This is a genomic window from Brevibacterium limosum, from assembly GCF_011617705.1.
Lineage (GTDB): Bacteria > Actinomycetota > Actinomycetes > Actinomycetales > Brevibacteriaceae > Brevibacterium > Brevibacterium limosum.
On sequence record NZ_CP050154.1, the window covers coordinates 456,586 to 482,861 of the forward strand.

22 protein-coding genes are annotated in these 26,276 nt (G+C 64.3%); 11 read left to right on the top strand and 11 right to left on the bottom strand.

The annotated features are described in order from the left end of the window. Window positions 1–5 precede the first annotated feature (5 nt). Complete coding sequence (locus tag GUY37_RS01975) at window positions 6–746, bottom strand: FadR/GntR family transcriptional regulator (RefSeq protein ID WP_166821564.1); 741 nt, start codon at window positions 744–746, stop codon at window positions 6–8. A gap of 298 nt (window positions 747–1,044) precedes the next feature. On the opposite strand from GUY37_RS01975, the gene GUY37_RS01980 reads away from it, so the two are divergent. Both GUY37_RS01980 and GUY37_RS01985 read left to right on the top strand, forming a co-directional pair. Continuing rightward, window positions 1,045–2,733: an L-lactate permease gene (locus tag GUY37_RS01980; protein ID WP_166821567.1), complete on the top strand. Its 1,689-nt coding sequence runs from the start codon at window positions 1,045–1,047 to the stop codon at window positions 2,731–2,733. A gap of 72 nt (window positions 2,734–2,805) precedes the next feature. Next, on the top strand, window positions 2,806–4,074 hold the full coding sequence (locus GUY37_RS01985; RefSeq protein WP_166821569.1) for an alpha-hydroxy acid oxidase: 1,269 nt from the start codon (window positions 2,806–2,808) through the stop codon (window positions 4,072–4,074). Window positions 4,075–4,154: 80 nt separating this feature from the next. On the opposite strand, the gene fepB is transcribed toward GUY37_RS01985, so the two are convergent. Next, on the bottom strand, window positions 4,155–5,099 hold the full coding sequence (gene fepB, locus GUY37_RS01990) for a Fe2+-enterobactin ABC transporter substrate-binding protein (protein ID WP_166821572.1): 945 nt from the start codon (window positions 5,097–5,099) through the stop codon (window positions 4,155–4,157). Between the two features lie 71 nt (window positions 5,100–5,170). Between fepB and GUY37_RS01995 the strand changes: the two genes are divergently transcribed. Further along, window positions 5,171–6,184, top strand: coding sequence for an ABC transporter substrate-binding protein (locus GUY37_RS01995; protein WP_166821576.1), 1,014 nt, complete (start codon window positions 5,171–5,173; stop codon window positions 6,182–6,184). 31 nt (window positions 6,185–6,215) lie between these two features. On the opposite strand, the gene GUY37_RS02000 is transcribed toward GUY37_RS01995, so the two are convergent. Further along, the gene (locus GUY37_RS02000) at window positions 6,216–6,599 is read right to left on the bottom strand and encodes a MerR family transcriptional regulator (RefSeq protein WP_166821579.1); all 384 of its coding nucleotides are present in this window, start codon (window positions 6,597–6,599) and stop codon (window positions 6,216–6,218) included. A 188-nt stretch (window positions 6,600–6,787) separates the two neighbouring features. Between GUY37_RS02000 and GUY37_RS02005 the strand changes: the two genes are divergently transcribed. The 6 genes from GUY37_RS02005 (at window position 6,788) to GUY37_RS02030 (ending at window position 13,864) form a co-directional block, all read left to right on the top strand. After that, window positions 6,788–8,311 (top strand): SulP family inorganic anion transporter, encoded by a 1,524-nt coding sequence (locus tag GUY37_RS02005; RefSeq protein ID WP_166821582.1) that lies wholly within the window; start codon window positions 6,788–6,790, stop codon window positions 8,309–8,311. A 326-nt stretch (window positions 8,312–8,637) separates the two neighbouring features. Next, window positions 8,638–10,500 (top strand): molecular chaperone DnaK, encoded by a 1,863-nt coding sequence (gene dnaK / locus GUY37_RS02010; RefSeq protein WP_166821585.1) that lies wholly within the window; start codon window positions 8,638–8,640, stop codon window positions 10,498–10,500. After that, the gene (locus GUY37_RS02015) at window positions 10,500–11,180 is read left to right on the top strand and encodes a nucleotide exchange factor GrpE (RefSeq protein WP_166821588.1); all 681 of its coding nucleotides are present in this window, start codon (window positions 10,500–10,502) and stop codon (window positions 11,178–11,180) included. The genes dnaK and GUY37_RS02015 overlap by 1 nt, the downstream gene beginning before the upstream one ends. 180 nt (window positions 11,181–11,360) lie before the next feature. Continuing rightward, window positions 11,361–12,374, top strand: coding sequence for a DnaJ C-terminal domain-containing protein (locus GUY37_RS02020; protein WP_166821591.1), 1,014 nt, complete (start codon window positions 11,361–11,363; stop codon window positions 12,372–12,374). A gap of 14 nt (window positions 12,375–12,388) precedes the next feature. Then, window positions 12,389–12,829 (top strand): heat shock protein transcriptional repressor HspR, encoded by a 441-nt coding sequence (locus GUY37_RS02025; RefSeq protein WP_152346978.1) that lies wholly within the window; start codon window positions 12,389–12,391, stop codon window positions 12,827–12,829. Between the two features lie 159 nt (window positions 12,830–12,988). Beyond that, entirely contained in the window at window positions 12,989–13,864 is an 876-nt protein-coding gene (locus GUY37_RS02030) for a DUF1206 domain-containing protein (RefSeq protein ID WP_166821594.1), read from the top strand. A gap of 112 nt (window positions 13,865–13,976) precedes the next feature. Here GUY37_RS02030 and GUY37_RS02035 read toward each other — a convergent pair whose 3' ends face one another. The 3 genes from GUY37_RS02035 to GUY37_RS02045 all read right to left on the bottom strand — a co-directional run bounded on the left by GUY37_RS02035 (window position 13,977) and on the right by GUY37_RS02045 (window position 19,099). After that, window positions 13,977–15,332 carry an LPXTG cell wall anchor domain-containing protein gene (locus GUY37_RS02035; RefSeq protein ID WP_166821597.1) on the bottom strand — a complete coding sequence of 452 codons (1,356 nt, stop codon included), beginning with the start codon at window positions 15,330–15,332 and terminating at the stop codon, window positions 13,977–13,979. A gap of 242 nt (window positions 15,333–15,574) precedes the next feature. Beyond that, a complete protein-coding gene (locus GUY37_RS18965) occupies window positions 15,575–17,761 on the bottom strand; it encodes a hypothetical protein (RefSeq protein ID WP_208094739.1) in 2,187 nt (728 codons plus the stop codon). A 222-nt stretch (window positions 17,762–17,983) separates the two neighbouring features. Then, window positions 17,984–19,099 (bottom strand): diacylglycerol/lipid kinase family protein, encoded by a 1,116-nt coding sequence (locus tag GUY37_RS02045; protein ID WP_228278299.1) that lies wholly within the window; start codon window positions 19,097–19,099, stop codon window positions 17,984–17,986. An 81-nt stretch (window positions 19,100–19,180) separates the two neighbouring features. Here GUY37_RS02045 and serS point away from each other — a divergent pair, with 81 nt between their 5' ends. Both serS and GUY37_RS02055 read left to right on the top strand, forming a co-directional pair. Continuing rightward, window positions 19,181–20,461, top strand: coding sequence for a serine--tRNA ligase (serS, locus tag GUY37_RS02050; protein ID WP_166821600.1), 1,281 nt, complete (start codon window positions 19,181–19,183; stop codon window positions 20,459–20,461). Window positions 20,462–20,584: 123 nt separating this feature from the next. Further along, on the top strand, window positions 20,585–21,433 hold the full coding sequence (locus GUY37_RS02055) for an HAD family hydrolase (RefSeq protein ID WP_166821603.1): 849 nt from the start codon (window positions 20,585–20,587) through the stop codon (window positions 21,431–21,433). A 62-nt stretch (window positions 21,434–21,495) separates the two neighbouring features. Here GUY37_RS02055 and GUY37_RS02060 read toward each other — a convergent pair whose 3' ends face one another. From GUY37_RS02060 to ilvA, 5 genes are all read right to left on the bottom strand, one after another. Further along, window positions 21,496–22,338 carry an HAD family hydrolase gene (locus tag GUY37_RS02060; protein ID WP_228278300.1) on the bottom strand — a complete coding sequence of 281 codons (843 nt, stop codon included), beginning with the start codon at window positions 22,336–22,338 and terminating at the stop codon, window positions 21,496–21,498. Next, window positions 22,335–22,904, bottom strand: coding sequence for a hypothetical protein (locus GUY37_RS02065; protein ID WP_228278301.1), 570 nt, complete (start codon window positions 22,902–22,904; stop codon window positions 22,335–22,337). Before GUY37_RS02065 ends, GUY37_RS02060 begins: the two co-directional genes overlap by 4 nt. Beyond that, the gene (locus GUY37_RS02070; RefSeq protein WP_228278302.1) at window positions 22,901–23,506 is read right to left on the bottom strand and encodes a proteasome activator; all 606 of its coding nucleotides are present in this window, start codon (window positions 23,504–23,506) and stop codon (window positions 22,901–22,903) included. The genes GUY37_RS02065 and GUY37_RS02070 overlap by 4 nt, the downstream gene beginning before the upstream one ends. A gap of 2 nt (window positions 23,507–23,508) precedes the next feature. Beyond that, window positions 23,509–24,513, bottom strand: a complete 1,005-nt coding sequence (locus GUY37_RS02075; RefSeq protein ID WP_166821606.1) for an NAD(P)H-quinone oxidoreductase — start codon at window positions 24,511–24,513, stop codon at window positions 23,509–23,511. Between the two features lie 381 nt (window positions 24,514–24,894). Then, window positions 24,895–26,166, bottom strand: a complete 1,272-nt coding sequence (ilvA, locus tag GUY37_RS02080) for a threonine ammonia-lyase IlvA (protein WP_166829166.1) — start codon at window positions 26,164–26,166, stop codon at window positions 24,895–24,897. Window positions 26,167–26,276: the final 110 nt, after the last annotated feature.

Here is a 26,276-nt window from a genome sequence, read left to right on the forward strand (position 1 = left end):
ACTGCTCAGGTCTCGGTGAGCCCGGGGAGCGCCGAGGCGGCGAAGCGGATGTGCTTCTCGGTCACCCGCGCCGCCTCCGCCGTGTCGCCGGCGATGATGGCTTCGAGGATCTGATGGTGCTGGGCCTGCAGCCGGGACATGAGCTCCTGCGGATCGTCGACCCTGTTGAAGGAGGCGAAGATCGACGTGCGCAGGGAGGTGCGGATCGCCCCTGTCAGATCGGAGAACAGCTGATTGCCGGCCGCTTGAGCGATGGCGACGTGGAACGCCGTGTCCGCGTCGTTGAAGACGTCGATGCTGATGCCGGGCGTGTCCATCATCGCGAGCTGAGCATTGATGGCGGCCAGCGAATCCTTGTCGGCGCGAGCGGCCGCGAGGATCGAGCTCGAGCGTTCGAGTTGGATGCGCGTCTCCGTCACATCGTCGATGCTGAAGTTCGCGAGAGCGACATGGAGGCGGAGGAAGCGAGTGAGGGCGGCTGAGGGCATCGCAGCGATGAAGGTTCCCGCACCGCGGCCCGACCCGCCTGAGGAGCGGACGACACCTAGGCTTTCGAGTACCCGCAGTGCCTCGCGGACGCTGGCCCGGCTGACGCCGAGCTTAGTCGCCAGATCGCGTTCGGCGGGGAGGGGGTCGCCGACGGTGAGCGAGCCGGACATGATCTGCTCTTCGACGGCGTCGATGACGAGCTCATAGGTGCTCGGCCGGCTCACGGGCTTCCACATTGCGCCCTTGTCCTCGCTCATGGTCTCCTCCATCGGATCATCATGTCATGTCCCTTCTCGCATCAGTACTCTGCCCGCACCGGCACGGTCACTGCTCTGCCCGCACCGGCGTCACCGCTGCTCGGCCCCCGTTGCCGGCCGGCCGCCTCGGCGGGGAATCCCGAACGATTGCTTGACGCAGATCACATCGCCGTCCTATGCTCAGATTAATGGTCTGACCTCATAAAGGCCATACTGAACAATTCGATCATTCGAGTTCGGAGCGCGTTCACAGGGGAACGGACCCGCAGTGGGCATGCCCGGCCATGTTGGAGAAACCATGTACACACCCGAAATCGCCCCGGTGGCCGACAGCCTGCTGTGGTCGTCGCTGCTGGCGATCCTGCCGCTGCTGACGATCTTCGTCACCCTCGGCGCACTGAAGTGGAAGGCCCATTGGGCCGGACTGACGGCAGTCGGCGTCGCCCTCATCGTCGCCATCGCCGCCTACGGAATGCCCGTCGGGCTCGCCGCGCTGTCGGCGACGCAGGGATTCGCCTTCGGCCTGTTCCCGATCATGTGGATCGTCATCACCGCGATCTGGCTCTACGAACTCACCGTGCGCTCGGGCCATTTCGAAGACCTGCGACTGGTCATCAACGTCATCTCCGATGACCCACGCATCCAGGCCATCATCATCGCCTTCTGCTTCGGCGGACTCCTCGAGGCGCTCGCCGGATTCGGCGCCCCGGTGGCGATCACCGGTGTCATGCTCGTGGCAGTGGGCTTCACCGCCATGCGTGCCGCGGTCGTCGTCCTCGTCGCGAACACCGCTCCTGTGGCCTTCGGTGCCATCGCCATTCCGATCATCACCGCCGGCACGCTTACCGGCATCGACTATCAGGACATCGGTGCGATGGTCGGTCACCAGACCCCGTTCCTGGCCGCGATCGTCCCGCTGTTCCTCGTCATGCTCGTCGACGGTCGTCGCGGACTCCGCCAGATCTGGCCGCTGGCCCTGGTCGTCGGCCTCGTCTTCGGTGCCGCTCAGTACGTGTCCTCGAACTTCCTCTCCGTCGAACTCACCGACATCATCGCCTCCCTCGTCGGCCTCGCCGCCGTCGTCATCATGCTCCGGTTCTGGAAGCCGAAGGGCGGACAGGATGCACTCGACCGCATGGCCGACGAGCGCGAGCACGAGGGTGCCGACGCCCCCGATGCGGGCACCGCCTCCGCGGCCGTGGCCACCGATGTCAAGAAGGAGACGGCGCCGCTGACCGGGTCGCGGGTGTTCCTCGCGCTCTTCCCCTATCTGCTCGTCATCGTCATCTTCTCCGTGGCGAAGCTCGTCCCCGCGCTGAACAACTGGCTGGCCTCTACCGATGTGAAGATCCCCTGGCCGGGCCTGGACGGGAACATCCTCAACTCGGCAGGTGAGGTGTCGACGAGCACGATCTACAACTTCCAATGGCTGTCCTCGCCGGGAACGCTGCTGCTCATCTCCGGCATCATCGTCGCCATCGTCTACAAGATGACGGCCAAGGATGCCCTCGACGTCCTCGTCGTCAATGTCGTGAAGATGCGGTTCTCGATCCTCACCGTCGGTTCGGTGCTCGCCCTGGCGTATGTCATGAACCTGTCGGGGCAGACCATCACCATCGGCACCTGGATCGCCGGCACGGGCGCCTTCTTCGCGTTCCTCTCACCGATCCTCGGCTGGTTGGGCACCGCTGTCACCGGATCGGACACCTCGGCCAATGCCCTGTTCGCCACGCTGCAGCAGACGGCCGCGCATGAGGCCGGACTCGACCCGCTGCTGCTCGTCGGGGCCAACAGCTCCGGCGGCGTCCTCGGCAAGATGGTCAGCCCCCAGAACCTCACGATCGCAGCCACGGCCGTCGGGCTCCTCGGCAGGGAGGCGTCGATCTTCCGCCGCGTCATCGGCTGGTCGCTGGGGCTGCTGGTCATCATGTGCCTGCTCGTCGGACTCCAATCCACGGTGCTGTCGTGGATGGTCCCCTCGTCCTGACGCAGGAGTCACGCCCGCCTGCCAACACCCCGAGAACCCCCAGCTTTTTCGCCACAGAAAGGACCGACAGACATGGTCAAGAGACAGATCCCGCAGCCGGCAGAGATCTTCGAACTCATGAAGTTCAAGAAGTTCGAACTCGACTCGAAGAAGCGCCGTCTGGAGAACGCGCTGACGATCGAGGACCTGCGCACTATCGCGAAGCGCCGGACACCGGCCGCAGCTTTCGATTACACCGATGGAGCCGCCGAGGGTGAGATCTCGATGGAGCGGTCGATGCAGGCCTTCCGCGACATCGAATTCCATCCCTCGATCCTCAGAGACGTCACGAATGTCGACACCTCCACCCAGATCATGGGCGGCAGCTCGGCGATGCCCTTCGGCATCGCCCCGACCGGCTTCACCCGACTCATGCAGACCGAGGGTGAGACCGCCGGGGTCGGGGCCGCCGGAGCGGCGGGAATCCCGTTCACCCTCTCGACCCTGGGCACGACCTCGATCGAGGACGTGAAGAAGGTCAACCCGCACGGTCGCAACTGGTTCCAGCTCTACGTGATGAAGCAGCGCGATATCTCCTACGGGCTCGTCGAGCGCGCGAAGAACGCCGGCTTCGACACCCTGTTCTTCACCGTCGACGCCCCCGTGGCCGGGGCTCGCCTGCGCGATACGCGCAACGGCTTCTCGATCCCGCCGCAGCTGACTCCGCAGACGATCCTCAATGCGATTCCGCGTCCCTGGTGGTGGTGGGACTTCCTGACCACGCCGAAACTCGAGTTCGCGTCCCTGTCGGAGACCGGCGGAACCGTCGGCGAGCTCCTCGATTCCGCGATGGACCCGTCGATCGACTTCGACGACCTCGCCGAGATCCGCGCCATGTGGCCCGGGAACTTCTCCGTCAAGGGCGTGCAGACCGTCGAAGACGCGAAGAAGCTCGCCGACCTCGGCGTCGACTCGATCGTCCTGTCCAACCACGGCGGACGACAGCTCGACCGGGCGCCCGTTCCCTTCGAACTCCTCCCCGAGGTGGCTCGCGAGATCGGCAGGGACGTGGAGATCATCATCGACACCGGCATCCGCAACGGAGCCGACATCGTCGCCTCGCTGGCCCTCGGCGCCGACTTCACGCTCATCGGCCGCGCCTACCTCTACGGCCTCATGGCCGGAGGTCGGGAAGGCGTGGATCGGACGATCGGGATCCTCGGCGAGCAGGTCGAACGCACCATGCGTCTGCTGCAGGTGGCCGACGTCTCCGAACTCAACCCTGCTCACGTGACCCAGCTGCGCCAGCTCAGCCGCGACGACCGGGCCGAGATCATCGGCTCCCGTCCCGCCAGGGACTGATCACCGAGGCGGCACCGCGGATTCAGAACGGACGGTCGGCAGCGAAGGCGATTCTTCGGTGCCGACCGTCCGTTTCGTCATCACTTGCCGAATTCGTCCTCGATCCGGCCGAGGACGTTCGTGGCGGAATAGTAGTCGAGGCGGAACGAGTCGAGGCCGAGGGCGAAGACCGCATCGTTCTTCACCGCAGGGGTGCTCTCGACGAGAGAGTTCTTCTCATACGACTCGGCGGTCTTCTCATTCGCATTGAAGAGGAAGACGGATTCACCGGTGACGGCCTTGGAGAGGTTCTCACCGGTGACCTCGACGATATCGGCGCGCTTGCCCATCTCGCCTTGGCCGGCCGTCCCCTCAGGGACTTCGGCGAGTTCGAAACCGACCTCTTCGAGGAGTTTTCCCTGCGCCGATTCCGGCGTCCAGATGTTCGCGCTGGCCCCAGATCCGCCTCCCTTGACCTTCTCGTTGAAGACCAACCCGGTGACGGGCTGCGCGGGGGCGTCGATCGACTCCTTGACTTCCTCGGCGCGAGCGTCGAACTCGTCATTGACCTTCTTTGCGTCGTCCTCGTGGCCGGTGATCTCGCCGAGGCGGCTCGTGACCTCCTGCCAGTCCTTGTCGCCGTAGTCGATGACCACGGTCGGAGCGATATCGCTGAGCTGATCGTAGATCGCATTCGCCGAGTCCTGGCCGGTCTTCGAGACCACGATGAGGTCGGGCTCCTCGCCCAGCACTGCCTCGACGTCGGGGTCGCCTTGGTAGAGGGCCTCGACATCCTTCTCCTTCGCGACATCGCTCCACTGAGTGAAGAAGCCCTGGTCGTCGGCGACGGGGGAGTTCGGCATGGTGGCACCGGAGGCGGTGACGGGTGCGTCGATCGCAAGCAGGCTGCCGGTGAGGGTGACGGCGGTGGAGACGATCGTCGTCGGCTGCTCCTCGGCGGTGACCTCGTGACCGGCATCGTCGGTGATGAGAGCAAGCGAGGCGAGCACGTGGGTGCGGACACCAGGCAGGATGAGGCGGGACATGGGGACCTTTCGGTTGACTGAGAAGAGATATAGATGAGCCTAACCTAAGTCCACTGAAAACTGCACGTGTAATGGACAGCGAGGTGCCCAGGTGCGGTCTGGGAGCAGCCGCCGCCGTGACAATCGCCCTGCTCGCCACCGGCTGCGCCGCTGAGGAGGACAAAGGGTCCGGAGGCGAATCCGGAAACAAGGACGTCGCGATCGGCGGAGAAGCCTTCGGCACTGCCGATGAGGAGACCGCGAAGCTCGGCAGCGATGCCGAGGCCGGGGTCTTCCCTCGTACGGTCAAGCACGCCAACGGCACGACCGAGATCGAGAAGAAGCCCGAACGAGTCGTCGTCCTTGACACGGGTGAGCTCGATGATGTCCTCTCGCTGGGCATCAAGCCCGTCGGCATGGTCACGACTGAGGGCGCCAATCCTGTGCCCAGCTACCTCGATGACCAGGTGGAGGGAGTCGAGACGCTCGGCACGATTCAGGAGCTTGACCTCGAGAAGATCGCTTCGCTCGAACCCGCCCTCATTCTCGGCAGCCAGCTGCGCTACGACGAGCTCGATTCGATCGCTCCGACCGTGTTCTCGATCAGGCCGGGGTTCCCGTGGAAGGAGAACTTCCGTCTCGTCGGTGAGGCTATGGGGATGGAACACGAAACCGCGGCGAACCTCAAGGAGTATGCAGAAGAAGCAGAAGGTCTGAGGGCAGATGTCGACGGAGACCGGACGATTTCGCTCGTGCGCTTCATGCCCGAGCGCCCGCGCCTGTACGCAAACCAATCGCTCATCGGAGTCATCCTCAATGATGCCGGGTTCAAGCGTCCGAAGAATCAGGACGTCAACGAGCTCGCCGTCGAGATCTCCCCGGAGAACCTCGACCAAGCCGAAGGCAACTACGTCTTCTACGCCAGCTATGGCGATCCGGGGGCGACCGGAGAGGAGGCGGCACTCGACTCCAGCCAGTGGAGGGGGCTCGATGCAGTCAAGGACGGCAAAGCCGTCCGCGTCAACGACGACGTGTGGTTCCGCGGCCTCGGCCCCACCGGTGCCGGGCAGATCCTCGATGACCTGGGGGACCACCTCGGCGAGTGAGCCGAATCCTCAGTTGCCGGAAGTCGCTCGTCTACGCAATGATCCGTGAGTTGAGCTGATCGATGAACTCATCGGCGGCGGCGAGCTGCCGTGCGAGTCTGTCACGACGTTCGTGCGCATCATCGAGAAACTGCGTCAGCTCATTGGCTCCATCGGCCCGCGATGGTTCGCTTCCGCGAGCACTCTCCAGTGCCCGGAGCAGGTCACCCATCTGCTCCAGCGAATACCCCAGCGGCTTCATCCTGCGAATCAGCATCAGCTGGTCGTGATCATCTTCCGTGTAGAGGCGGAAACCTCCCTCCGACCGGCCCGAAGGAGTCAGCAGGCCGATCTGGTCGTAGTGGCGAATCGTTCGCAGCGACAGCCCCGTGCGTTCAGCTAACTCTCCGATGTGCATCATCCCGGTCTCGGCCATCGACACTCTCCTCAATTCGCGGCAACCCTTACGTTACGTTAGGGTTGGCTTCAGCGCCCCTATGGCAGCGCGGTGCATTCCCGGATCTCGCCTTTCATGTGAAGCGGGAGCATGCCGACCGCGTGCAAGCGCATCCCACTTTCAGATGGTGTCACACCTGACGTGCTCCCGGCCTTGGAGGCTCGAACATGACGACGAACACGACCACCGCCGACGATCGGAGTCGCTACCTTCCCGACCCCTCAGTGGCGACCGCACTGAGGACTCCGCGTATCCTCACGCGAGAAGTCCTCGCGGGACTGGTCGTTGCGCTGGCGCTGATCCCTGAGGCGATCTCGTTCTCCATCATCGCTGGCGTCGACCCGAAAGTCGGCCTCTTCTCCTCATTCATCATGGCCGTGACCATTGCCTTTGTCGGCGGGCGCCCGGCGATGATCACCGCCGCGACCGGCGCAGTCGCGCTCGTCATCGCACCGGTGGCCCGTGAATACGGAATGGACTACTTCATCGCCACCGTCCTGCTTGCCGGAGTGCTGCAGATCGTGCTGGCCGTGTTCGGTGCCGCGAAACTGATGCGTTTCATCCCACGCAGCGTCATGATCGGATTCGTCAACGCTCTGGCGATTCTCATCTTCACTGCTCAGCTCCCACAGCTGATCGATGTGCCCTGGATGGTCTACCCGCTCGTTGGGGTCGGTCTGGTCATCATGGTCTTCATGCCGAAGATCACCAAAGTCGTCCCCGCTCCGCTGATATCGATCATCATCGTCACTGTCGCAGTCGTGGCCTTCGCGATCAGCGTCCCCACCGTCGGCGATCAGGGGGAGCTGCCCCGCAGTCTGCCGGAACTGTTCATCCCCGGCGTCCCTCTGACCTGGGAGACGCTGACGATCATCGCCCCCTACTCTCTGGCGATGGCCCTCGTCGGACTCATGGAATCACTGATGACGGCGAAGCTCGTCGATGATGTCACAGACACGCATTCGAACAAGACCCGCGAAGGCTGGGGCCAGGGAGTGGCGAATATTCTTTCGGGGGTCTTCGGCGGTATGGGCGGATGCGCCATGATCGGGCAGACCATGATCAACGTCAAAGCCTCCGGTGCCCGCACCCGCATATCGACATTCCTCGCCGGGTTGTTCCTGTTGATCCTCGTCGTTGCTCTCGGAGACGTCGTGTCCGTCATTCCGATGGCGGCCCTCGTCGCCGTGATGATCATGGTCTCGGTCGGCACTTTCGACTGGCACTCGATCAGGCTCGCCACACTCAAGCGGATGCCCAAGAGCGAAACTGCCGTCATGGTCATCACTGTCGCCGTGGTCGTCGCGACTCATAACCTCGCCATCGGCGTCGTCGTCGGGGTGTTCGTGGCCTCTGTGATGTTCGTCCGTCGCGTTGCCCATCTCATCGACGTCCGCCGTGAGATCCACGTGCAGAGTGGTCAGGAGGTCGCGCACTATGCAGTCGAAGGGCAGCTTCTGTTTGCTTCCAGCAACGACCTGACGACACTGTTCGAATACGCGGACGATCCGGATCGAGTGGTCATCGATTTCACGAAGTCGCATATCTGGGACGCGTCGACCGTCGCCGCTCTCGATACGATCGAGACGAAATACGAGCAGCACGGGAAATCTGTGGAGTTCGTCGGCATGAACGACTTTACGACTGCGTTCCATGCTCGACTCACAGGCGGCCTCGGCGGCGGCCGCTAGAAGCTGTTTCGCCCTCTGTCCGACTCGGACGGGCAGCATAGCCAGCGGATCTTGGCCTCCGGCGTCTGCGTGTCGAAGTCGAGTTCGCAAGCCTCTAACCGCCTGCGCAAAGATTCTCTCGCCGCTCGGAATAAACATGCCCTCATCAAAGTTGAGTCTAGTGTACGCAACTTTGATGAGGCCGACTTGACGGTCGGATCCTCGAAGAGAATACTTGAGTCCGGTTGGCTCAATGTGTGCGGTCGAGTGGTTCTGCTCGTCAGCGGCGCCGCCCGATCGCACACATTCGAGTCGCAGAAACTCACGATCTGTAAGGAGAGAAAACTATGGCACGTGCAGTCGGAATCGACCTCGGAACCACGAACTCCGTCGTCACCGTCCTCGAAGGCGGCGACCCGAAGGTCATCGCAAACGCGGAAGGCGGTCGCACGACCCCGTCCGTCGTCGCAGTCAACAAGAACGGCGACTCCCTCGTCGGTGAGATCGCCAAGCGCCAGGCCGTCACGAACATCAAGAACACCGTCGCTTCGGTCAAGCGCCACATGGGCACCGACTGGTCCACCGAGATCGGCGGCAAGAAGATGACGGCCCCCGAGGTCTCGGCCCGCATCCTCCAGAAGCTCAAGCACGACGCTGAGGAATACCTGCAGGAGAAGGTCACCGACGCGGTGATCACCGTTCCCGCATACTTCAACGACGCTGAGCGCCAGGCCACGAAGGACGCTGGTGAGATCGCCGGTCTCAACGTCTCGCGCATCATCAATGAGCCCACCGCTGCTGCTCTGGCCTACGGCCTCGAGCGCGGAAAGGAAGACGAGCTCATCCTCGTCTTCGACCTCGGTGGCGGTACCTTCGACGTCTCCCTGCTCGAAGTCGGCAAGGACGAAGATGACTTCTCCACCATTCAGGTCCGTGCGACCTCTGGTGACAACCGCCTCGGCGGTGACGACTGGGATCAGCGGATCGTCGACTACCTCGTTGAGCAGGTCAAGAACAACTACGGTGTCGACCTGACCAAGGACGCCACCGCTCTGCAGCGTCTCAAGGAAGCCGCTGAGCAGGCCAAGAAGGAACTGTCCTCGGCCACCAGCACGAACATCTCGCTGCAGTACCTGTCGATGAGCGAGAACGGACCCATCCATCTGGATGAGACCCTCACCCGTGCGAAGTTCGAGGACCTGACCAAGGACCTCCTCGAGCGCACCAAGGCTCCGTTCCACGCAGTCATGAAGGATGCCGGCGTCTCCGTCAACGACATCGACCACGTCGTCCTCGTCGGCGGCTCGACCCGTATGCCTGGCGTCTCCGCCGTCGTCACCGAACTCACCGGAGGCAAGGAGCCCAACAAGGGCGTCAACCCCGACGAGGTCGTCGCCATCGGCGCCGCCGTGCAGGCCGGTGTCCTCGTGGGTGAGCGCAAGGACGTCCTGCTCATCGACGTCACCCCGCTCTCGCTCGGACTCGAGACCAAGGGCGGCGTGATGACCAAGCTCATCGAGCGCAACACCCCGATCCCGACCAAGCGTTCGGAGACCTTCACCACCGCTGAGGACAACCAGCCCTCCGTCTCGATCCAGGTCTTCCAGGGTGAGCGTGAGTTCACTCGCGACAACAAGAACCTCGGCACCTTCGAGCTGACCGGTATCGCTCCGGCTCCGCGCGGTGTGCCGCAGATCGAGGTCGCCTTCGACATCGACGCCAACGGCATCGTCCACGTGTCGGCCACCGACAAGGGCACCGGCACCGAGCAGTCGATGACGATCACCGGCGGTTCCGCACTGCCGGAGGAAGATATCGAGCGTATGGTCCGTGAGGCCGAGGAGCACGCAGAAGAGGACAAGAAGCGCCGTGAGGCAGCCGATGTCCGCAACAATGCGGAGAACCTCGCCTACCAGACCGAGAAGCTGCTGACCGACAACGCGGACAAGCTGCCCGAAGAGATCAAGACCGAGATGCAGGGCGATGTCGACGCCGTCAAGGAAGCCCTCAAGGGTGAAGACGACGACGCCGTGAAGAGCGCCTACGACAAGCTCATGGAGAACCAGCAGAAGATCGGCGAAGCCATCTACAACCAGCAGGGCGGTGCCGAAGGCGCCGAGGCCGCTGGTGAGGGCGCAGCCGATGCAGGCGCAGACGACGATGTCGTCGACGCCGAAGTTGTCGACGAAGAGGATGAGGAGAAGAAGTAATGACTGCCGAGGGCAACGACAAGTCGTCCGAGGAGCCAGGCTTCACCTTCAGTGACAAGCGCCGGGTCGATCCGAACACCGGTGAGGTCCGTCCCGAGGCCGACGCCCAGTCGGCCCCGGACGGGGCCGGCGAGGAGCCGACCGCGGACCCGAACGCCGAGCAGGCAGAAGCGGCCGCGGCCGATGCCAGCGACCTCGGTGTGGACATCCCCGCCGATGTCTCGGGTCTTGAGGACTCGGAGCCGGCGGCCGAGCCCGAACCGGGTTCGGAGGCCGCGGGCTACCTGGCCGACCTCAAGCGCATCAACGCCGAATATGCGGCATATCGGATGCGCGCCGACCGTGAACGTGAGCGTGCGGCCCTCGGCGGCACGATCAAGGTCGTCGAGGCCCTGATCCCCGTGCTCGACGAGGTCAAGCTCGCCCGCGAGAACGGCGATGTCACCGGGCCTTTCGAGACCCACGTGAACAAGCTCGTCGAATCGCTGAACAAGATCGGCGTCGAACAGTACGGAGAGGTCGGCGACGAGTTCGATCCGAACATCCACGAAGCGCTCATGCAGCAGCCTTCGGACGAGGTCGAGAATCCGACGCTCTTCCTGGTCATGCAGCCGGGCTACCGAATCGGGGAGCGCATCATCCGCGCCGCCCGCGTCGGTGTCCAGCAGCCGCAGGACTGAGACACGACCATGATCGCCGAGGCGGCCGCCCGCACCGTGCGTCAGTGAACTGACGTACGGGCCGGGGGAGCCACCTCGGCGGCGGTCCGGATCTTCGGGGCATTGCCCCGGGGTGCGGATTGTGAGAGGACAAGTGAATACCGTGATGACAGGATTGATTGGAAGGAAAGGAGGTGCCAGGTGAATACCGGACCTCAGAATGATTGGTTCGACAAGGACTTCTACAAGACCCTCGGCGTCTCCAAGGATGCTTCCGATGCCGAGATCAAGAAAGCCTATCGCAAGCTCGCGCGCAAATATCACCCGGACGCCAACCCCGGTGATGAGAAGGCCGAGGAGAAATTCAAGGAGATCGGCCAGGCCCACCAGGTGCTCTCCGACAAGGAATCTCGAGCTCAGTACGATCAGGTCCGCGCGATGGGCGGCGGCGCCAGATTCAGTGCCGGCTCCGGCGGACCCGGCGGTGCTGCCGGCGGCGGATTCGAGGACGTGTTCTCCGACCTCTTCGGAGGCGGCGGACGGATGCGGACCCGCACGACCTACGGCGGCGGGGGAGACGTCCCCCCGGACCTGGCAGATCTGCTCGGCGGATTCGGCGGAGGCTTCGGTGGCGGCGGATACGGCGGCTACCAGCCTCCGGTCAAGGGCGGCGACATCAAGTCGAGCACGACGCTGTCGTTCACCGAGGCCATCGACGGCGCCTCGGTGAAGCTGAACATGCCCGGCGGAAAGCCGCTGACCGTGCGCACCCCGATGGGGGTCAAGGACGGACAGAAGATCCGCCTTGCGGGCAAGGGCAAGTCCAGTCCCAACGGCGGTGAGGCCGGAGACGTGATCCTCACCGTGCATGTGAGCCCACACCCTGTGTTCACCCGTGACGGTGAGAACCTGCGGATGGATCTGCCGATCAGCTTCGACGAGGCGGCCCTCGGCGCCGAGGTCAAGGTGCCGACCCTGGGCGGAATGGCAGTCAAGGTCAAGGTCGCACCGGGCACGCCTTCGGGGCGGACCCTGCGCGTGCGAGGCAAGGGTGTGAAATCGAAGAAAGGCACCGGCGATCTGCTGGCGACGGTCGAGATCGTGGCGCCGAAGAATCTGTCCAAGGAAGCCAAGCAGGCGGTCGAGTCGTTCAAGGCCGCCACCGAAGGTGAGGATCCACGCGCCGGCTTGCTGGACAAAGCCAAGGCCAGTTGAGGTGGTGAATCACAATGCACATTTCATCGAGTGCGGCGGTGTATGTCATCTCGGTGGCTGCGGATCTGGCGGGCATGCACCCGCAGACGCTGCGGCAGTATGACCGCCTGGGCCTCGTCATTCCGGAACGCACTGCGGGTCGGGGGCGGCGCTACTCCGGCAAGGACATCGCCAAGCTGCGCCTGATCCAGCAGCTGTCGCAGGACGAGGGAGTCAACCTCGTCGGGATCAAGAAGATCATCGACCTGCAGAATCAGGTCGATGCGCTCAGGTCGCGCAATGAGGAGCTCGAGGACGAGGTTCGGGCACGCAGGTCGGCGCAGGAACGCGATGCGCGTGTCTTTGCAGCCGGCACCATGGGCGGCGACGTCGTCTCGATCTCCAGGGGGCGTCGTCCGCAGGGCCGTCCCGAACCCGGGGCACTCGTGCTGTACAACCGGTACCGACGCGGCTGAGCCGGCCGCAGCCGGACAGAGACACCGCGAGACTGAGAACTGCGCCGAGGCGGGGCGCGAACCTTTGATCGGGTTCGCGCCCCGCCTCGGCGCAGATGCTCGGAGCTTCCGTCGCATGGCGGCGTGGATCAGTGCAGGCGCTGTGCGACACTGATCTCTGTGAACGAGAAAGAGAAGGTTCGACAGGTCGCCGACAGCGCTGATACGGCGGCTCAAGAAGTCGCGGACAGCCGCTGGTTCGAGCGGGTGGCCCGTGCCGGCTTCATTGCCAACGGATTGGTACACGCCATCCTCGGTGCGACCGCTGTGACGATCGGGCTCGGTCAGGGCGGGGGAGAAGCCGATCAGGTCGGTGCCGTCGGACAGATCGCTTCGCAGCCCTTCGGCATGGTGCTGATCATCATCTGCTTCCTCGGCTGTGCACTGATGGCGTTGTGGTGTCTGGTCAACGCGTTCTTCGGCTCGGCATCGCTGCGTGGTGCGGGGACCCGGGATCCGCAGGAGAAACAGGGGCGGAGGCAGTGGATCGATTTCTTCACAATGGTCGGTTCTGCCGTCGCCTATGTGGTGGTTGCTGCGACCTTCTCCCAGTTCGTCTTCGGAGGGGGAGCGGACTCGGGCAAGACGAGCTCACAGGCCTCGACGACCGTGGCGAAATCACCGGGTGGACTGTATGTCCTCATGGCCGTCGGCGCAGTGATTGCGATCATCGGCATCGCCTTCTGCATCAACGGTCTGCGACGGAAGTGGAAAGAGGAGCTGCGTCGGCCACACAGCGCGATCACTCGTTTCCTCGTCGGATTCACCGGTGTCGTCGGGTATCTGGGCAAAGGTGCGACCCTGCTGTCGGTAGGCATCCTCATTGTGATGTCGGCGGCGACCGGAGACCCGGAGGAGTTCACCGGGATCGACGGTGCGCTCAAGGGAATGCGCGATCAGCCCTTCGGGCCGTACCTGCTGCTGGCCGTGGGTCTCGGTCTGCTCCTCTACGGAGTCTTCCTCGCTCTGCGAGCGAGGTACGACCGCATGAAGTGAGCGGTCTGCTGCCTTCCCTCGTGGCGAATAGAAGAAGAGCGCGAACCCGATCGGGTTCGCGCTCTTCTGTGCCTCACGCCCCACTCGGGCGATCGCGCTCAGTTAGTCGCTATCAGATGTCAGCGGGATCCTGGGCGGCCTTCTTGCGGCGCCTGGTCAGTGCGACAGCGACCCCACCGATGAGGAGGAGGCCCGCGCCGCCGACGAGGCCGGTCAACTCGGTACCGGTGCGGGGCAGGTCGCCGCCGTTGCCGGCATCTCCGTTGTCGCCGTCGTCGTTTCCGCCGTTGCCATCTTCATTGCCGTCGCCGCCACCGGCGTTCGGGTCCTTCTCGACCGAGAAATCACCGGTCAGTTCGTCATCGCCGCAGGTGACGGTCACATCGTAGTCGCCGATGTAGGCCGAGGCGTTGGAGGCGCTGGTGCCGTAGACGTTGACGTTGGCCTTGCCCTCGTCGTCAGCCTGGACGGTCTTGTCGAAGGCGGTGACGTTCGACTCGCCCTCGGGGTTGACGAGGAAGCGGACGTCTTCACCGGGCTCGCAGTTCTCGACGGCGAGAGTGACGCCCTTGTCTTCCTTGACGAAGTCAGCAGGTGTGATGGTCTCGGGGGAGACGGTCAGCTTGGCTTCTTCAGCAGGAGTGGTGGGCTCTTCGGCCTCGTCTTCGGTGATGGTGAAGTCCTGAGCCGGGGAGTTGGTCTCGGACTCCTGGTCGACACCCCAGATGGCGTAGTCGCCGGCCGGGAGCTCGCCTTCACCGTCGAACTTCAGGGTTGCGGAGACCTTTCCGTCTTCGTCGGCCTCGACTTCGAGGGTGGCGAAAGCCGACTGCGCGCCTCCGCCTACGACGGTGACCTTGCCTCCGGGGGTGAAGCCCTCACCGGTGACGTTGATGCCGTTCTTGTTGAAGTCGGTCTGCGAGATCTCATCGGTGTTGAGCGAGACCTTCGGGTCGGCGGCGGGGGCCTCGGGCTCGTCGGCTTCGCCCTCAGTGACGCTGAAGGTCGTGTTGTACGTTTCGCTCTCGTCAGCAACGTTCGTGACGGTGACCTTGTAGTCTCCGACGAATGCCGGGTTTGCCTCGCCGACGGCTTCGACTCCGTCTTCGAAGGCACCGTCTGCATCGGTTGTGACAGTTGTTTCGAAGACGTTGACGTTCTGCCCACTGGCAGGTTCAACGGTCATCGAGTATTCGGTGTCTGCTTCGAGACCAGCCCCAGCGATGCCAACGCCGTTCTCGGCGAATTCGTCGACGGTGACGCTCGTAGCCGACACTGCAATTTCGCCAGCATGCGCGGTGACTCCTTGTGCAGCGGCCTCCTGGAGCTGAACAGGGGACTTGGCGGCAGGCGATGCACCGGGCTGCTGAGTTGCCGAGGAGGGAGCCTCGGGTGCAGCGATGACTGGGGATGCGGCCAGGCCGGTGATGGCGATGGCCACCGCGGGGGCGAGGGCGAGCTTCTTCATGTATTTCCTTAGAAAATTACAGCTGGGTGTGAAGTATTACGAATGTAACAGTAATGCAACATTCACCACACACATAGTTGTGGTCGTTTTGTTCAGCACTGAGTTCGGACTAGTCGCAGAGTTCATTCTCCGTTCACGATGAACGGTCGTTTCGGCGCGAACATCAGAACAGGAGGAGGGGCGGCTCAGCGTGTGCTGAGCCGCCCCTCCTCTGCTGATCCAGACTGTCCGCCTGCCTCAGATCAGAAGCTCGTCGGAGCCTGTCCGAACTTGTTCTTGCGGCCGGTCAATGCGATCGCGGCACCACCGACGAGGAGGAGCAGGGCTCCCGTCGTCAGCCCACCGAGGTCGGCACCGGTGCGAGGCAGCTGGCTGCCGTCGTCTCCGCCGTTTCCGCTGTCTCCGCCGTTGCCGTCGTCGCCACCACCCTTGGCGCCTGCGGTGACCTTGAAGGAGTCCTTCATCGTGTCATCGCCGCAGGTAGCCGTCGCGGTGTATGCGCCGACATAGGCCGAGACGTCGGACGAAGTACCGAAGACGTTGACGGAAGCATTTCCTTCGTCATCAGCCTTGACGGTGTTTTCGTACGCCGTGACGTTGATGCCCTTCGGGTTGACCTCGAAGTGGACATCTGCGCCGGGCTCGCAGTTTTCGACGGCGAGGGTGACGCCCTTCTTCTCGTTGGCGAAGTCCGCGGCCTCGATCGTCTTCGGAGAGACCTTGAAGGTCGCCTCGGCGGGAGCCTCGGTCTCATCTTCGTCGACGACGTTGATGTTGCCGTTGAGAGTCTCCGACTTGGTGCCTTCACGGTCGATGGTGACGGTGAACGGAACCTTGCCTACCTCGAGGCTTGCGGGGTTGCCCTCGTACCAGAGGTGGAGCTTGTAGTCGCCGTCGGCATCCGCGGTCTCGGACTTCCCGGTGAGGGAATCGGTGATCTTGTCACCGTTCTTCACGCCGGAGACGGTGACGGTGACGCCCTTGTCCTTGTTGGCGAGGTCCTCGGCGGAGATCTCCTTGGGGTCGACCTTGAGCGAGGCGTCGATCGGTTCGACGGCGTCGTCTTCGGTGACGGTGATTTCGACCGCATCAGTCGTATCGCCAGTCGAGTCATCGACGAAGGTCAGCGCGTACTTGCCGGCCTCGAGCGACTCGGGTGCAACTACGGCACCTTCGACGTTGCCGTCTTCGTCAGCGCGGAGTTCTTCGGCCTGAGGTGCGGCAGCGCGCTGCGCCGAGACGGCCTCGCCCTTGACGCTGATGGTCCCGTCAGGGGTGAACCCGGACCCGCTGAACTTCAGCCCGTCCTTCTTGAAGTCGTCGAGGGAGATCTCCTTCGAGTCGACCTTGACAGTCGGGTCGACTTCCGAGTCTTCGGTGATGGTGAAGTCCTGAGCCGGGGAGTTGGTCTCGGACTCCTGGTCGACACCCCAGATGGCGTAGTCGCCGGCCGGGAGCTCGCCTTCACCGTCGAACTTCAGGGTTGCGGAGACCTTTCCGTCTTCGTCGGCCTCGACTTCGAGGGTGGCGAAAGCCGACTGCGCGCCTCCGCCTACGACGGTGACCTTGCCTCCGGGGGTGAAGCCCTCACCGGTGACGTTGATGCCGTTCTTGTTGAAGTCGGTCTGTGAGATCTCATCGGTGTTGAGCGAGACCTTCGGGTCGACCTCGGGAGCCGCGTACGGGCTGTACGAGAACGTGGTCGTATCCGTTGCTGTCGGTGCGTTCGCGCGCTGCACCTGGACAGCGAGGCTCTGCTTGCCCGAAGTGAGCGACTCTGCGTCCTCGGCGGAGTGCAGCCTGAGAGTGGCGGTCGAACCCTGAGCGGTTGCCGACGGACCCGTCAGGCCGGACTTCGCCGAGACCTTGTCGCCCTTCTCGAGGCCGGCGACCTTGACCGTCACGCCGTCTTCGGCGAGCTCTTCGGCGGTGACCTCACCGGAGGTCACCTGCACCGAAGCGTTGATCGGATTGGCCTTGTCCTCGGACTTGTCATCGTCCTTGGCATTCTTGTCCTCGTCCTTAGGGGCAGGGGCGGGCTTCGGATCGACCTTCTTCGGCGGCTTCTCGGCGTCGTCCTTCTTGTCCGCCTTCTTCTTGTCTGCGGCGGCCTTCTTCGCGGCCTCAGCCTTTTCCTTGGCCTTCTTTTCAGCCTCTGCCTTCTCTGCAGCCGCCTTCTTCTCGGCCTCAGCCTTCTCAGCTGCGGCCTTTTCGGCCGCCTTCTTCTCGGCCTCAGCCTTCTCAGCTGCGGCCTTTTCGGCCGCCTTCTTCTCGGCCTCTTCCTTCTCGGCCTTCTCAGCTTCGGCCTTCTTCTGCTCGGCCTTCGTGGGTGCCGACTGGGAGGAGGGGGATTCCGCGGCGGCGACCGGGCTCGCGACAAGCCCGGTGAACGCGAGCGCGACTGCCGGCGCGAGGATGATCTTCTTCATTGGAGTGCCTTCAATCTCTGTGACGAGGGGTGTGATACGGCACTCATCCTAGGTTCTAAGGGTTTTCCAAACTATTTCTGTACGTTTTGTTCAGGTTTAGATGCTGTAACGCTTAGATGAATTCCTTTAACCGTTTCGTGACCTACTCGACGGTAAAAGGTTGACTGTCGGGGCCGCCTCGGTGAGGGGGAGCGGCGGCTGTGGGAACTCAGCGGTTTCGCCCTAGACCGGCCAGGCCTCGGCGCGGATCTGCTTGCGCTGTTCGACGGTGGGCACACGGACGGTCAGAGCCGAAGGATCGACCTCCATCTCGAGGTAGGACGACTGTCCCAGGGGATCCCCGTCGATCTGGATATCAACCTCGTCACCGGCTTCGATGACGACCTTTCGGCACTTCCGGATGTTCGTGTGCAGTCCGCGTGAGGCCCGGCGCCCGGCGATCGATGCGAGCACGCCGACCCACTGTCCGAGGTTCTTCGGGCTGACGATAAGCACGTCGAGCATGCCATCGTCGATGACCGCCTGCGGCAGCAGCTGGATGCCGCCCTGCAGTCGGCCGCAGTTGCCGCCGAGGACAGAGCGCACCCTCGCCGAGATCCGGTATTCGTCGTCGAACGTGACCTTGACATGACTGGGTTTGCCGGTGAGCTTGCGTGATCCCGCCTCGACATAGGCGAGCCATCCGAGGCGAGCCTTGAGGTCGTCGCTCGTGTCGGCCATGACCGCGGCATCGAATCCGAGTCCGGTCATCACGGTGAAGATATGGGTGTCGCCGTCCGGGGCGGTCTTCGCCTTCCCCACGTCGATCTCCCGGTTTCGCCCCCACAGTGCGATCCGCAGAGCCCACTCGGTCTTGTCGAGGACGAGGTCGATGTTGCGGGCGAGCAGATTCCCGGTCCCCAACGGGACGATCCCCAGCGGAGTGGAGGTGCCCGCCAGCGCCGAGGCGACCGCGCGGATGGTGCCGTCCCCACCTGCGGCGATGACGACGTCGACCCCCTCGTCGAGGGCGCGGACCGCAGCCCCTTCGCCGGAGTCCTCACGGGTGGTTTCGATCACGAGCGGAGGATTCCACCCTTCGAAACGGCAGATCGCCTCGGCGGTGGAGGCCAGGTTGTGCACATCGGTCTTGGTGGGATTGACGATAAGGGCGGCGCGATACCTGGCCGCGTCATTGACCACCTCGTCGGAGAGGTTCGCCGGGTGGTTGTAGTGCCGCACCCGGGCAAGGACGCGCCGCGCTCCGGTCCGGCGGCCGAGGAAGAACACGGCCGCGAGCACCACGAGGGCGCCGAGGATGATGATCCAGGTCATCACGGGATCCAGCTCGATGGTCATGGCCCAAATCTACAGTGCCCAAGTCGTGTGCAGGCTGAGCGCCGAATGTCGAAAACAAGCCCGGCCCGTTAAGCTGAGAGGGTGATCGATCTAGCGCTTCTCAGAGACAACCCGGCCCTGTTCAAGGCATCGCAGGAGGCTCGCGGGGCATCCGTCGAGCTCATCGACGAGGTCATCGCCGCCGATTCCGCTCGTCGTGCGGCCATCACCGCCTTCGAAGATGCACGTGCGGATCAGAAGTCCTTCTCCTCCCAGATCGCGAAGGCGGCGAAGGAAGACAAGCCGGCACTCATCGCCGAGGGCAAGGCGAAGTCCGAGGCCGTGAAGTCGCTGTCGGCGGAGTCCGAAGAAGCCGTTTTCGCCTTCGATCAGCTCGTGGCGAAGGTCCCGAACCTCATCATCGACGGCATCCCGTCCGGCGGCGAAGAGAACTTCGTGACGCTCAAAACCGTCGGCGAACCCCGCGACTTCACTCCGGACGGCTTCGAACCGCTCGACCATCTCGAGATCGGTGAGAAGCTGAAGGCCATCGACACCACCCGCGGCACGAAGGTCTCCGGTTCGCGCTTCCACTACCTCACCGGGTTCGGTGCCAAGCTCGAAATGGCTCTGCTCAACCTCGCCCGCGACGTCGCCGAGGAGGCCGGGTTCAGCCCGACCATCACCCCGACCCTCGTGCGCCCCGAGGTCATGCGCGGCACCGGGTTTCTCGGTGAGCACGCCGATGAGGTCTACCGTCTCGAAGCCGACGACCTGTTCCTCGTCGGAACCTCCGAGGTGCCCCTGGCCGGCTACCACATGGACGAGATCATCGACCTGTCCGACGGTCCTCTGCGCTACGCCGGAATCTCGTCCTGCTACCGCCGCGAGGCGGGCTCCTACGGCAAGGACACCCGCGGCATCATCCGCGTCCACCAGTTCCAGAAGGTCGAGATGTTCGCCTACGTCCCGGTCGAGGACGCCGAGGCCGAACACGAGCGGATGCTGTCTCTGCAGGAGAAGATGCTCGGACTGTGCGAGCTGCCCTACCGGGTCATCGATACCGCCGCCGGCGACCTCGGTGATTCGGCTGCCCGGAAGTTCGACTGCGAAGCCTGGGTGCCGACTCAGGGCACGTACCGCGAACTGACCTCGACGTCGAACTGCACGACTTTCCAGGCCCGTCGCCTGCAGATCCGCGAACGCCGTGACGGATCGACCCGCCCGGTGGCCACCCTCAACGGAACCATGGCCAACACTCGCTGGCTGGTGCCGATCCTGGAGAACCATCAGCAGGCGGACGGCTCGGTCACGGTGCCGGAGGCACTGCGGCCCTACCTCGGCGGGATGACCGCACAGGGACCGGAGGGGCCGCGCTACTGAGACCGTGCCGGGTCGCGAAGCACTGACCGTTCGGTGGAACTCCGCGGAACTCGGTTCGGTTCGGTCGCCTCGGCGCCGGCGAGAACGACCACAGGAAAACTTACGCATACGTTGGGAGACACCTTGACCCCGCACCTGATCGCACTCGATGTCGACGGCACGATCGTCGGTTACGACGGCTCCCTGTCGGAGTCGGTGAGGCAGGTGCTCGATCGGCTCGCCGGGGCGGGCCACCACCTCGTGATCTCCACCGGCCGTGCCCTGCCGGGTGCGCTCGAGGTCGTCCACGCGCTCGATCTCAAGCACGGGTACGTCGTGTGCTCGAACGGATCCGTCGTCGTGCGCCTCGACCCGGAGCTGCCATTGGGCTGGGAGCTGCACCATGTGGTGTCCTTCGACCCGAAGGATGCGCTTGAGCAGATGCACGCGGCGCTGCCCACGGCGCTGTTCCTCGTCGAGGATCCGGACCTGCACCGGTGGGCGTCCGGGCCGTTCCCGGCGGGGGAGCTCGCCGAATCCGATACTCTCGATATCGTCGACTTCGAAGAGCTGCTGACCAAGCGAGCCACCCGCATCGTAATGCGCGAGGTCAATGGCACTGCGGAAGAATTCGCGGCCGCCGTGGACTCGCTCGGACTGCACGAGGTCAGCTATTCGGTGGGCTGGAGCAACTGGCTCGACATCGCCCCGGACGGGATCTCGAAGGCCAGTGGTCTGGAGAACGTGGCGAAGGAGCTCGGCGTCGACCATGCGCACACAGTGGGTGCCGGGGACGGACTCAACGACCTCGAGATGATCGAATGGGTCGAACACGGAATCGTCATGGGCCAGTCGAAGGACGAACTCAAGGTGCTCGCGAGCGTGGTCACCGATTCGGTTGCCGACGACGGACTGGCCACCGCCCTCGTCGATTACTTCAACCTCGACGCTAGCCTGCTCAGCGCAGTGGGCTCCACGAGCACCCGCCCCTGATTACTACCTGACGGCGGCCCAGCAACCTAGCGCGAGGTATCTGGGCCGCCGTCAGATAGCAGTTAGGGGAGGTGGGTGTCTAAGACTGCGTCGAGGTAGCGGGCGAGGCCATCGTCGTCGACGGCCTCGGTCACGGCTGCGGCGATCGCCTTGACCGAACCCAGAGCATTGCCCATCGCCACGCCGTGTCCGGCCCACGAGAGCATCTCGATGTCATTGGGCATGTCCCCGAACGCCATCACCTGCGACCTCTCCACACCGAGGTGGCCGCACAGATCCTCCAGCGTCTTCGCCTTCGTGATCCCGAACGGCGCAAGTTCGACTAGCCCGTTGTCCGGCTCGGAGAACGAGGCATGACAGGTGCCGTCGACGAGGGGATCGATGAGGTCGTGCATCGCCTGAGAATCGCTCGTGTCCAGGCGCACGAGCACCTTGACGACGTCCTCGCCGGCGAGTTCGGAGACATCGTCGATGATCCGGGCCTCGCGCGGTCGGCCGGTGACGAACTCCCGGTCGATGAAACCGCCGTTGAGAGTCTCGTAGGCGAACCGCGCCTCGGGATGGTCGGCTCGCACCGCTGCGGTGATCTCCGCCATCGTCTGCGCATCGATGCTGTGAGCATCGACGACGGATTGGGAGGCGATGTCATAGACGACGGCACCATTGAGACACACGACCCGACGAAGGTCCGGGATCTGCTCGGCAATCGGAGTCAGCCAGCGCATGGGTCGCCCGGTGACGAGGACGAACGGGATTCCCGCGTCCTGGCAGCGGTGGATCGCATCGATCGTGGCCGTCGAGATCGGCTTCCAGTTCAGCAGCAGAGTGCCGTCGATGTCGCTGGCGACAAGACCGAGATCGAAGTCATCGGGCGGCAGGATATCGGGGCTGATCGGAGGTCTCATGATGGCTCTACCCTAGCGATAATCGCCTGCGCCCGCCCCAGCAGCTCCCCGGCGTCGGAGATGAACCGCACCGTGGCCTCGGCGCTCGAGTCGATCGACCGCCCGGACGGGCCCTCCGATCGTGCCATCGATGCCGCGAGCACCGCCTCGCCGACCTTCGATGAAGCCTTCGTCAGCAGCTCCGGCACGTCGCCGACGGCCCGCCGCGCGGGACCGGGCACCACCTGACCGGTGACGGGATGACGGGCGTGGAGGGCCGCGGTCAGATCATCGACGACCTCGACGAGTGCGTTGAGCCGGTGGGTGCCGTCGACGATGACGTCGACCGGATCCTTCGCCGAGGCGGCCGTGGCCTCGTTGTCGGGTGACCCCACCGAGGCGGCCCCCGGCGCGGTGCCACCGGAGCCCCGTGCCACGTGGAGGGCCACCGCAGTGGAGTAGTAGCGGTCGACTGCGCGGATGAAGCGGTCACGGTTGTGCCGCCACAGACCGGTGCCGAACCGGTCATCGTCCTTGACAGCGGTCTTGCTCGCCTTCTTGCGCAGGCCGGAGAAGAATCGCTTCACAGATAGTTGCCGGTGCCGCGGTCCGACTCCTGTGTCTCTTTCTCGCCGGGCTGTCCCTCAGTCGGTGTCATCCCGGTCGGGACCATGCCCGGTGGCAGCTGACCGCGACCGGCCATCTGCTGGGCCATGGCCTGTTGAGCCATGATCGCCGTCTGGATGCCGTGGAAGAGACCTTCGAGCCAGCCGACGAGTTGGGCCTGTGCGATCCGCAGCTCCGAGGTCGTCGGGGGACCGTCGGCCGAATCGAAGGGCAGATCGAGGCGTTCGAGCTCGTCGATGAGATCCTTTGACAGGCCCTCTTCGAGTTCGTCGATGGAGCGGCGGTGGATCTCGGCGAGGCGTTCGCGTCCCTTCTCATCGAGCTCGGTGCCGCGGACCTCCTCGAGCAGCTGCTTGACCATGGTGCCGATGCGCATCACCTTCGCCGGCGATGAGACATCCGCCTGGTCCTGCTGTGCCCGCGCCAGACCCTCGGCCCGTGCGTTGTCGCCTGACTGAGCTCCGGCCTCGGCCGACTCAGTGCTGCCATCCGGCGCGCGCGCCCCGGCGCGAGCAGTCTCGCCGTTCTGAAGCCCGTCTCCGGTGTCGTGGCTATCGGTCATTGTTATGCCCCTTCCTCATCGACGATGAGCAGAACCTTGCCGATGTTCGCCCCGTCCTCCAGCGTCTGATGGGCCCGGACGACGTCGGTCAGCGGCATGGTTTCGTGGATGATGGGACGAATATCGCCTGAGATCACGGCCGGCCACAGCTGCTCGGCCACCTCGGCGACGATGGCGATCTTCTGTTCCTTCGGTCGCGCCCGCAGGGTCGTGGCGGACACGGATCTGCGGGGCTGCATGAGCCAGCCGAGGTTGATCTCGGTCTTCGTTCCGCCCTGCATGCCGATGATGACGAGGCGGCCGTCGGTGTTCAGGGCCTTGATATTGCGTTCGAGGTACTTCGCGCCGATGATGTCGAGGATGACGTCGGCGCCGGTCGATCCGTCGTCGTGGACGCAGATCTCGCGGACACGTTCGACGAAGTCCTCTTCGCGGTAGTTGATGACCGCGTCGGCACCGAGCTCGCGGCAGAATTCGGCTTTCCGTTCGGACCCGACGGTCACGGCGATCTTCACGCCGAGGTGGTTCGCGATCTGGATCGCGGCCGTGCCGATTCCGGAGCCGCCGCCGTGGACGAGCAGCCATTCGCCTGCCTTCACCTGCCCGCGTCCGACGATGTTCGACCATACGGTGGACAGGACCTCGGGCAGGGCGGCTGCCTCGGTGAGGTCGAAATCAGCGGGGACCGGAAGCAGCTGACCTGCGGGGACAGGGACGGATTCGGCGTAGCCCCCGCCGGAGAGCAGGGCCGCTGCTCGGTCGCCGACGGACCAGCCGGTCACGTCTGCGCCGAGCTTCTCGATCGTGCCGGAGATCTCGAGGCCGGGGATCTGGGTGGCCCCGGCCGGAGGATCGTAGAATCCGCGGCGCTGCAACAGGTCGGCCCGGTTGACGCCGGCAGCATGGACGCGGATGAGGACCTCGTCGGCGGCGATGTCGGGCGTGGGTTCGTCGGAGACCTGCAGGACCTCGGGGTCACCGGGGGAGGAGATCGTGATAGCGCGCATGCTTCCACTCTAGTGGCTGGGCGTGGAGGAGGGCAGGGGAGTCCGGGCGGTGGTGCCGGGGTGTCTGAGTGACTGGGCGCACGGTTGTGCAGAGAGTTTCTGCTCAAATGGAGGTCGCAATCGGACATCGGAGCTCAAACTGAGGTCACTATCGAATAATTCTGGGGCGGCAGAAATATCCGATAGTGACCTCGATTTGGCGGCGAAGGGGACTGCCCGCACTGTTTCGCGGGGCAAGGGGCCGCTCATGACACTCAGCCGAAGCGCACCGCGGTGCCTGTCCAGACCGCTACCGAGCCGAAGCGACGGCAACGGCACCCAACCCGCTACCGAGCCGAAGCGCCGGCAACGGCACCCAACCCGCTACCGAGCCGGAGCCCCTCACGCGAAGAGACGGAACATCGGTGAGTTCTGGTGCACGCGCTCGACCTCGATCGATGAGGCTTCCATCCGCTCGAGCAGATTCGGCAGGTCCTCGGCATAGCCGAGCTGAATGCCGACGAACGCCGGTCCGGTCTCCCGGTCGGAGCGTTTGACGTACTCGAACATCGCGATATCGTCCTCGGGGCCGAGCACCTCGTTGAGGAACCGGCGCAGCGCCCCGGGCTCCTGCGGGAAGTCGACGATGAAGTAGTGCTTGAGGCCCTCGTGGACGAGTGAGCGCTCGAGGATCTCCGGGTAGCGGGAGATATCGTTGTTGCCGCCGGAGACCAGGCACACCACGGTCGACCCCGGTTCGATCGTGATCGGCTTGTCCGAATCCGGTCCGCCGATCCCCGCCGAGGCCAGGGCTCCGGAGGGCTCGGCGATGATTCCGTCGACCTGGTACATATCGAGCATCTCGGTGGCCACCGCGCCCTCGGCGACGGGACGCAGGTCGAGGCCGAGTTCGGCGATGACGTCGTAGGTGATGTTGCCGGCCCGGCGCACAGCGGTGCCGTCGGCGAAGCGGTCGATGTTCTCCAAGGTCACTGGGTAGCCGGCCTTGAGAGCTGCGATCATCGAGGCGGCGCCGGCGGGTTCGGCGCCGATGACCTTCGTGTTCGGCATCCGTTCGGCCGCATAGGCGGCGACTCCGGCGAGCACGCCGCCGCCGCCGACGGGCACGATGATGTAGTCGGGGTCGGTCTCGAGCTGGGCGTGGATCTCAGCGGCCACGGTGCCCTGACCTGCGATGGTGCGCATATCGTCGAAGGCCGATACCAGGAGAGCTTCGTTGCGTTCAGCGAATCGGTGGGCCAGCGCCGAGGCGTCATCGTAGGTGGAGCCGGCGATCTCGATCGTCACCTGCTCCCCGCCGAAGTGGCGGACGCGCTCGATCTTCTGCTTCGGCGTCGTCTTGGGCACGAAGATCGTGCCCTGGATGCCCAGCTCCCTGCAGGCGCGGGCGAAGCCCTGGGCATGGTTGCCTGCCGAGGCGCACACGACTCCGCGAGCGCGCTCGCCGGCATCGAGCTGGAGCATGAAGTTGAACGCCCCGCGGATCTTGTAGGACCGCACCATCTGCAGGTCCTCGCGCTTGAGATAGACCGTCGAGCCGGTTGCGGTCGTCAGCCGCTCGCAGATCTGAAGTGGCGACAGGATGACGGAATCGGAAATTCGCAGCGCAGCCGCCTCGACCTCGTCGGCGAGTGTGAGCTTCTGGGGAGTCATGTCTGTTTCAACCACCAGACTATTGTGCGCCCTTTGTCTTGCCATTTGGCAACTCGTATCGACATGAGGACGCCTCGTGCCCGCCCATCCTGCGTGATTCGGCTCCCGAC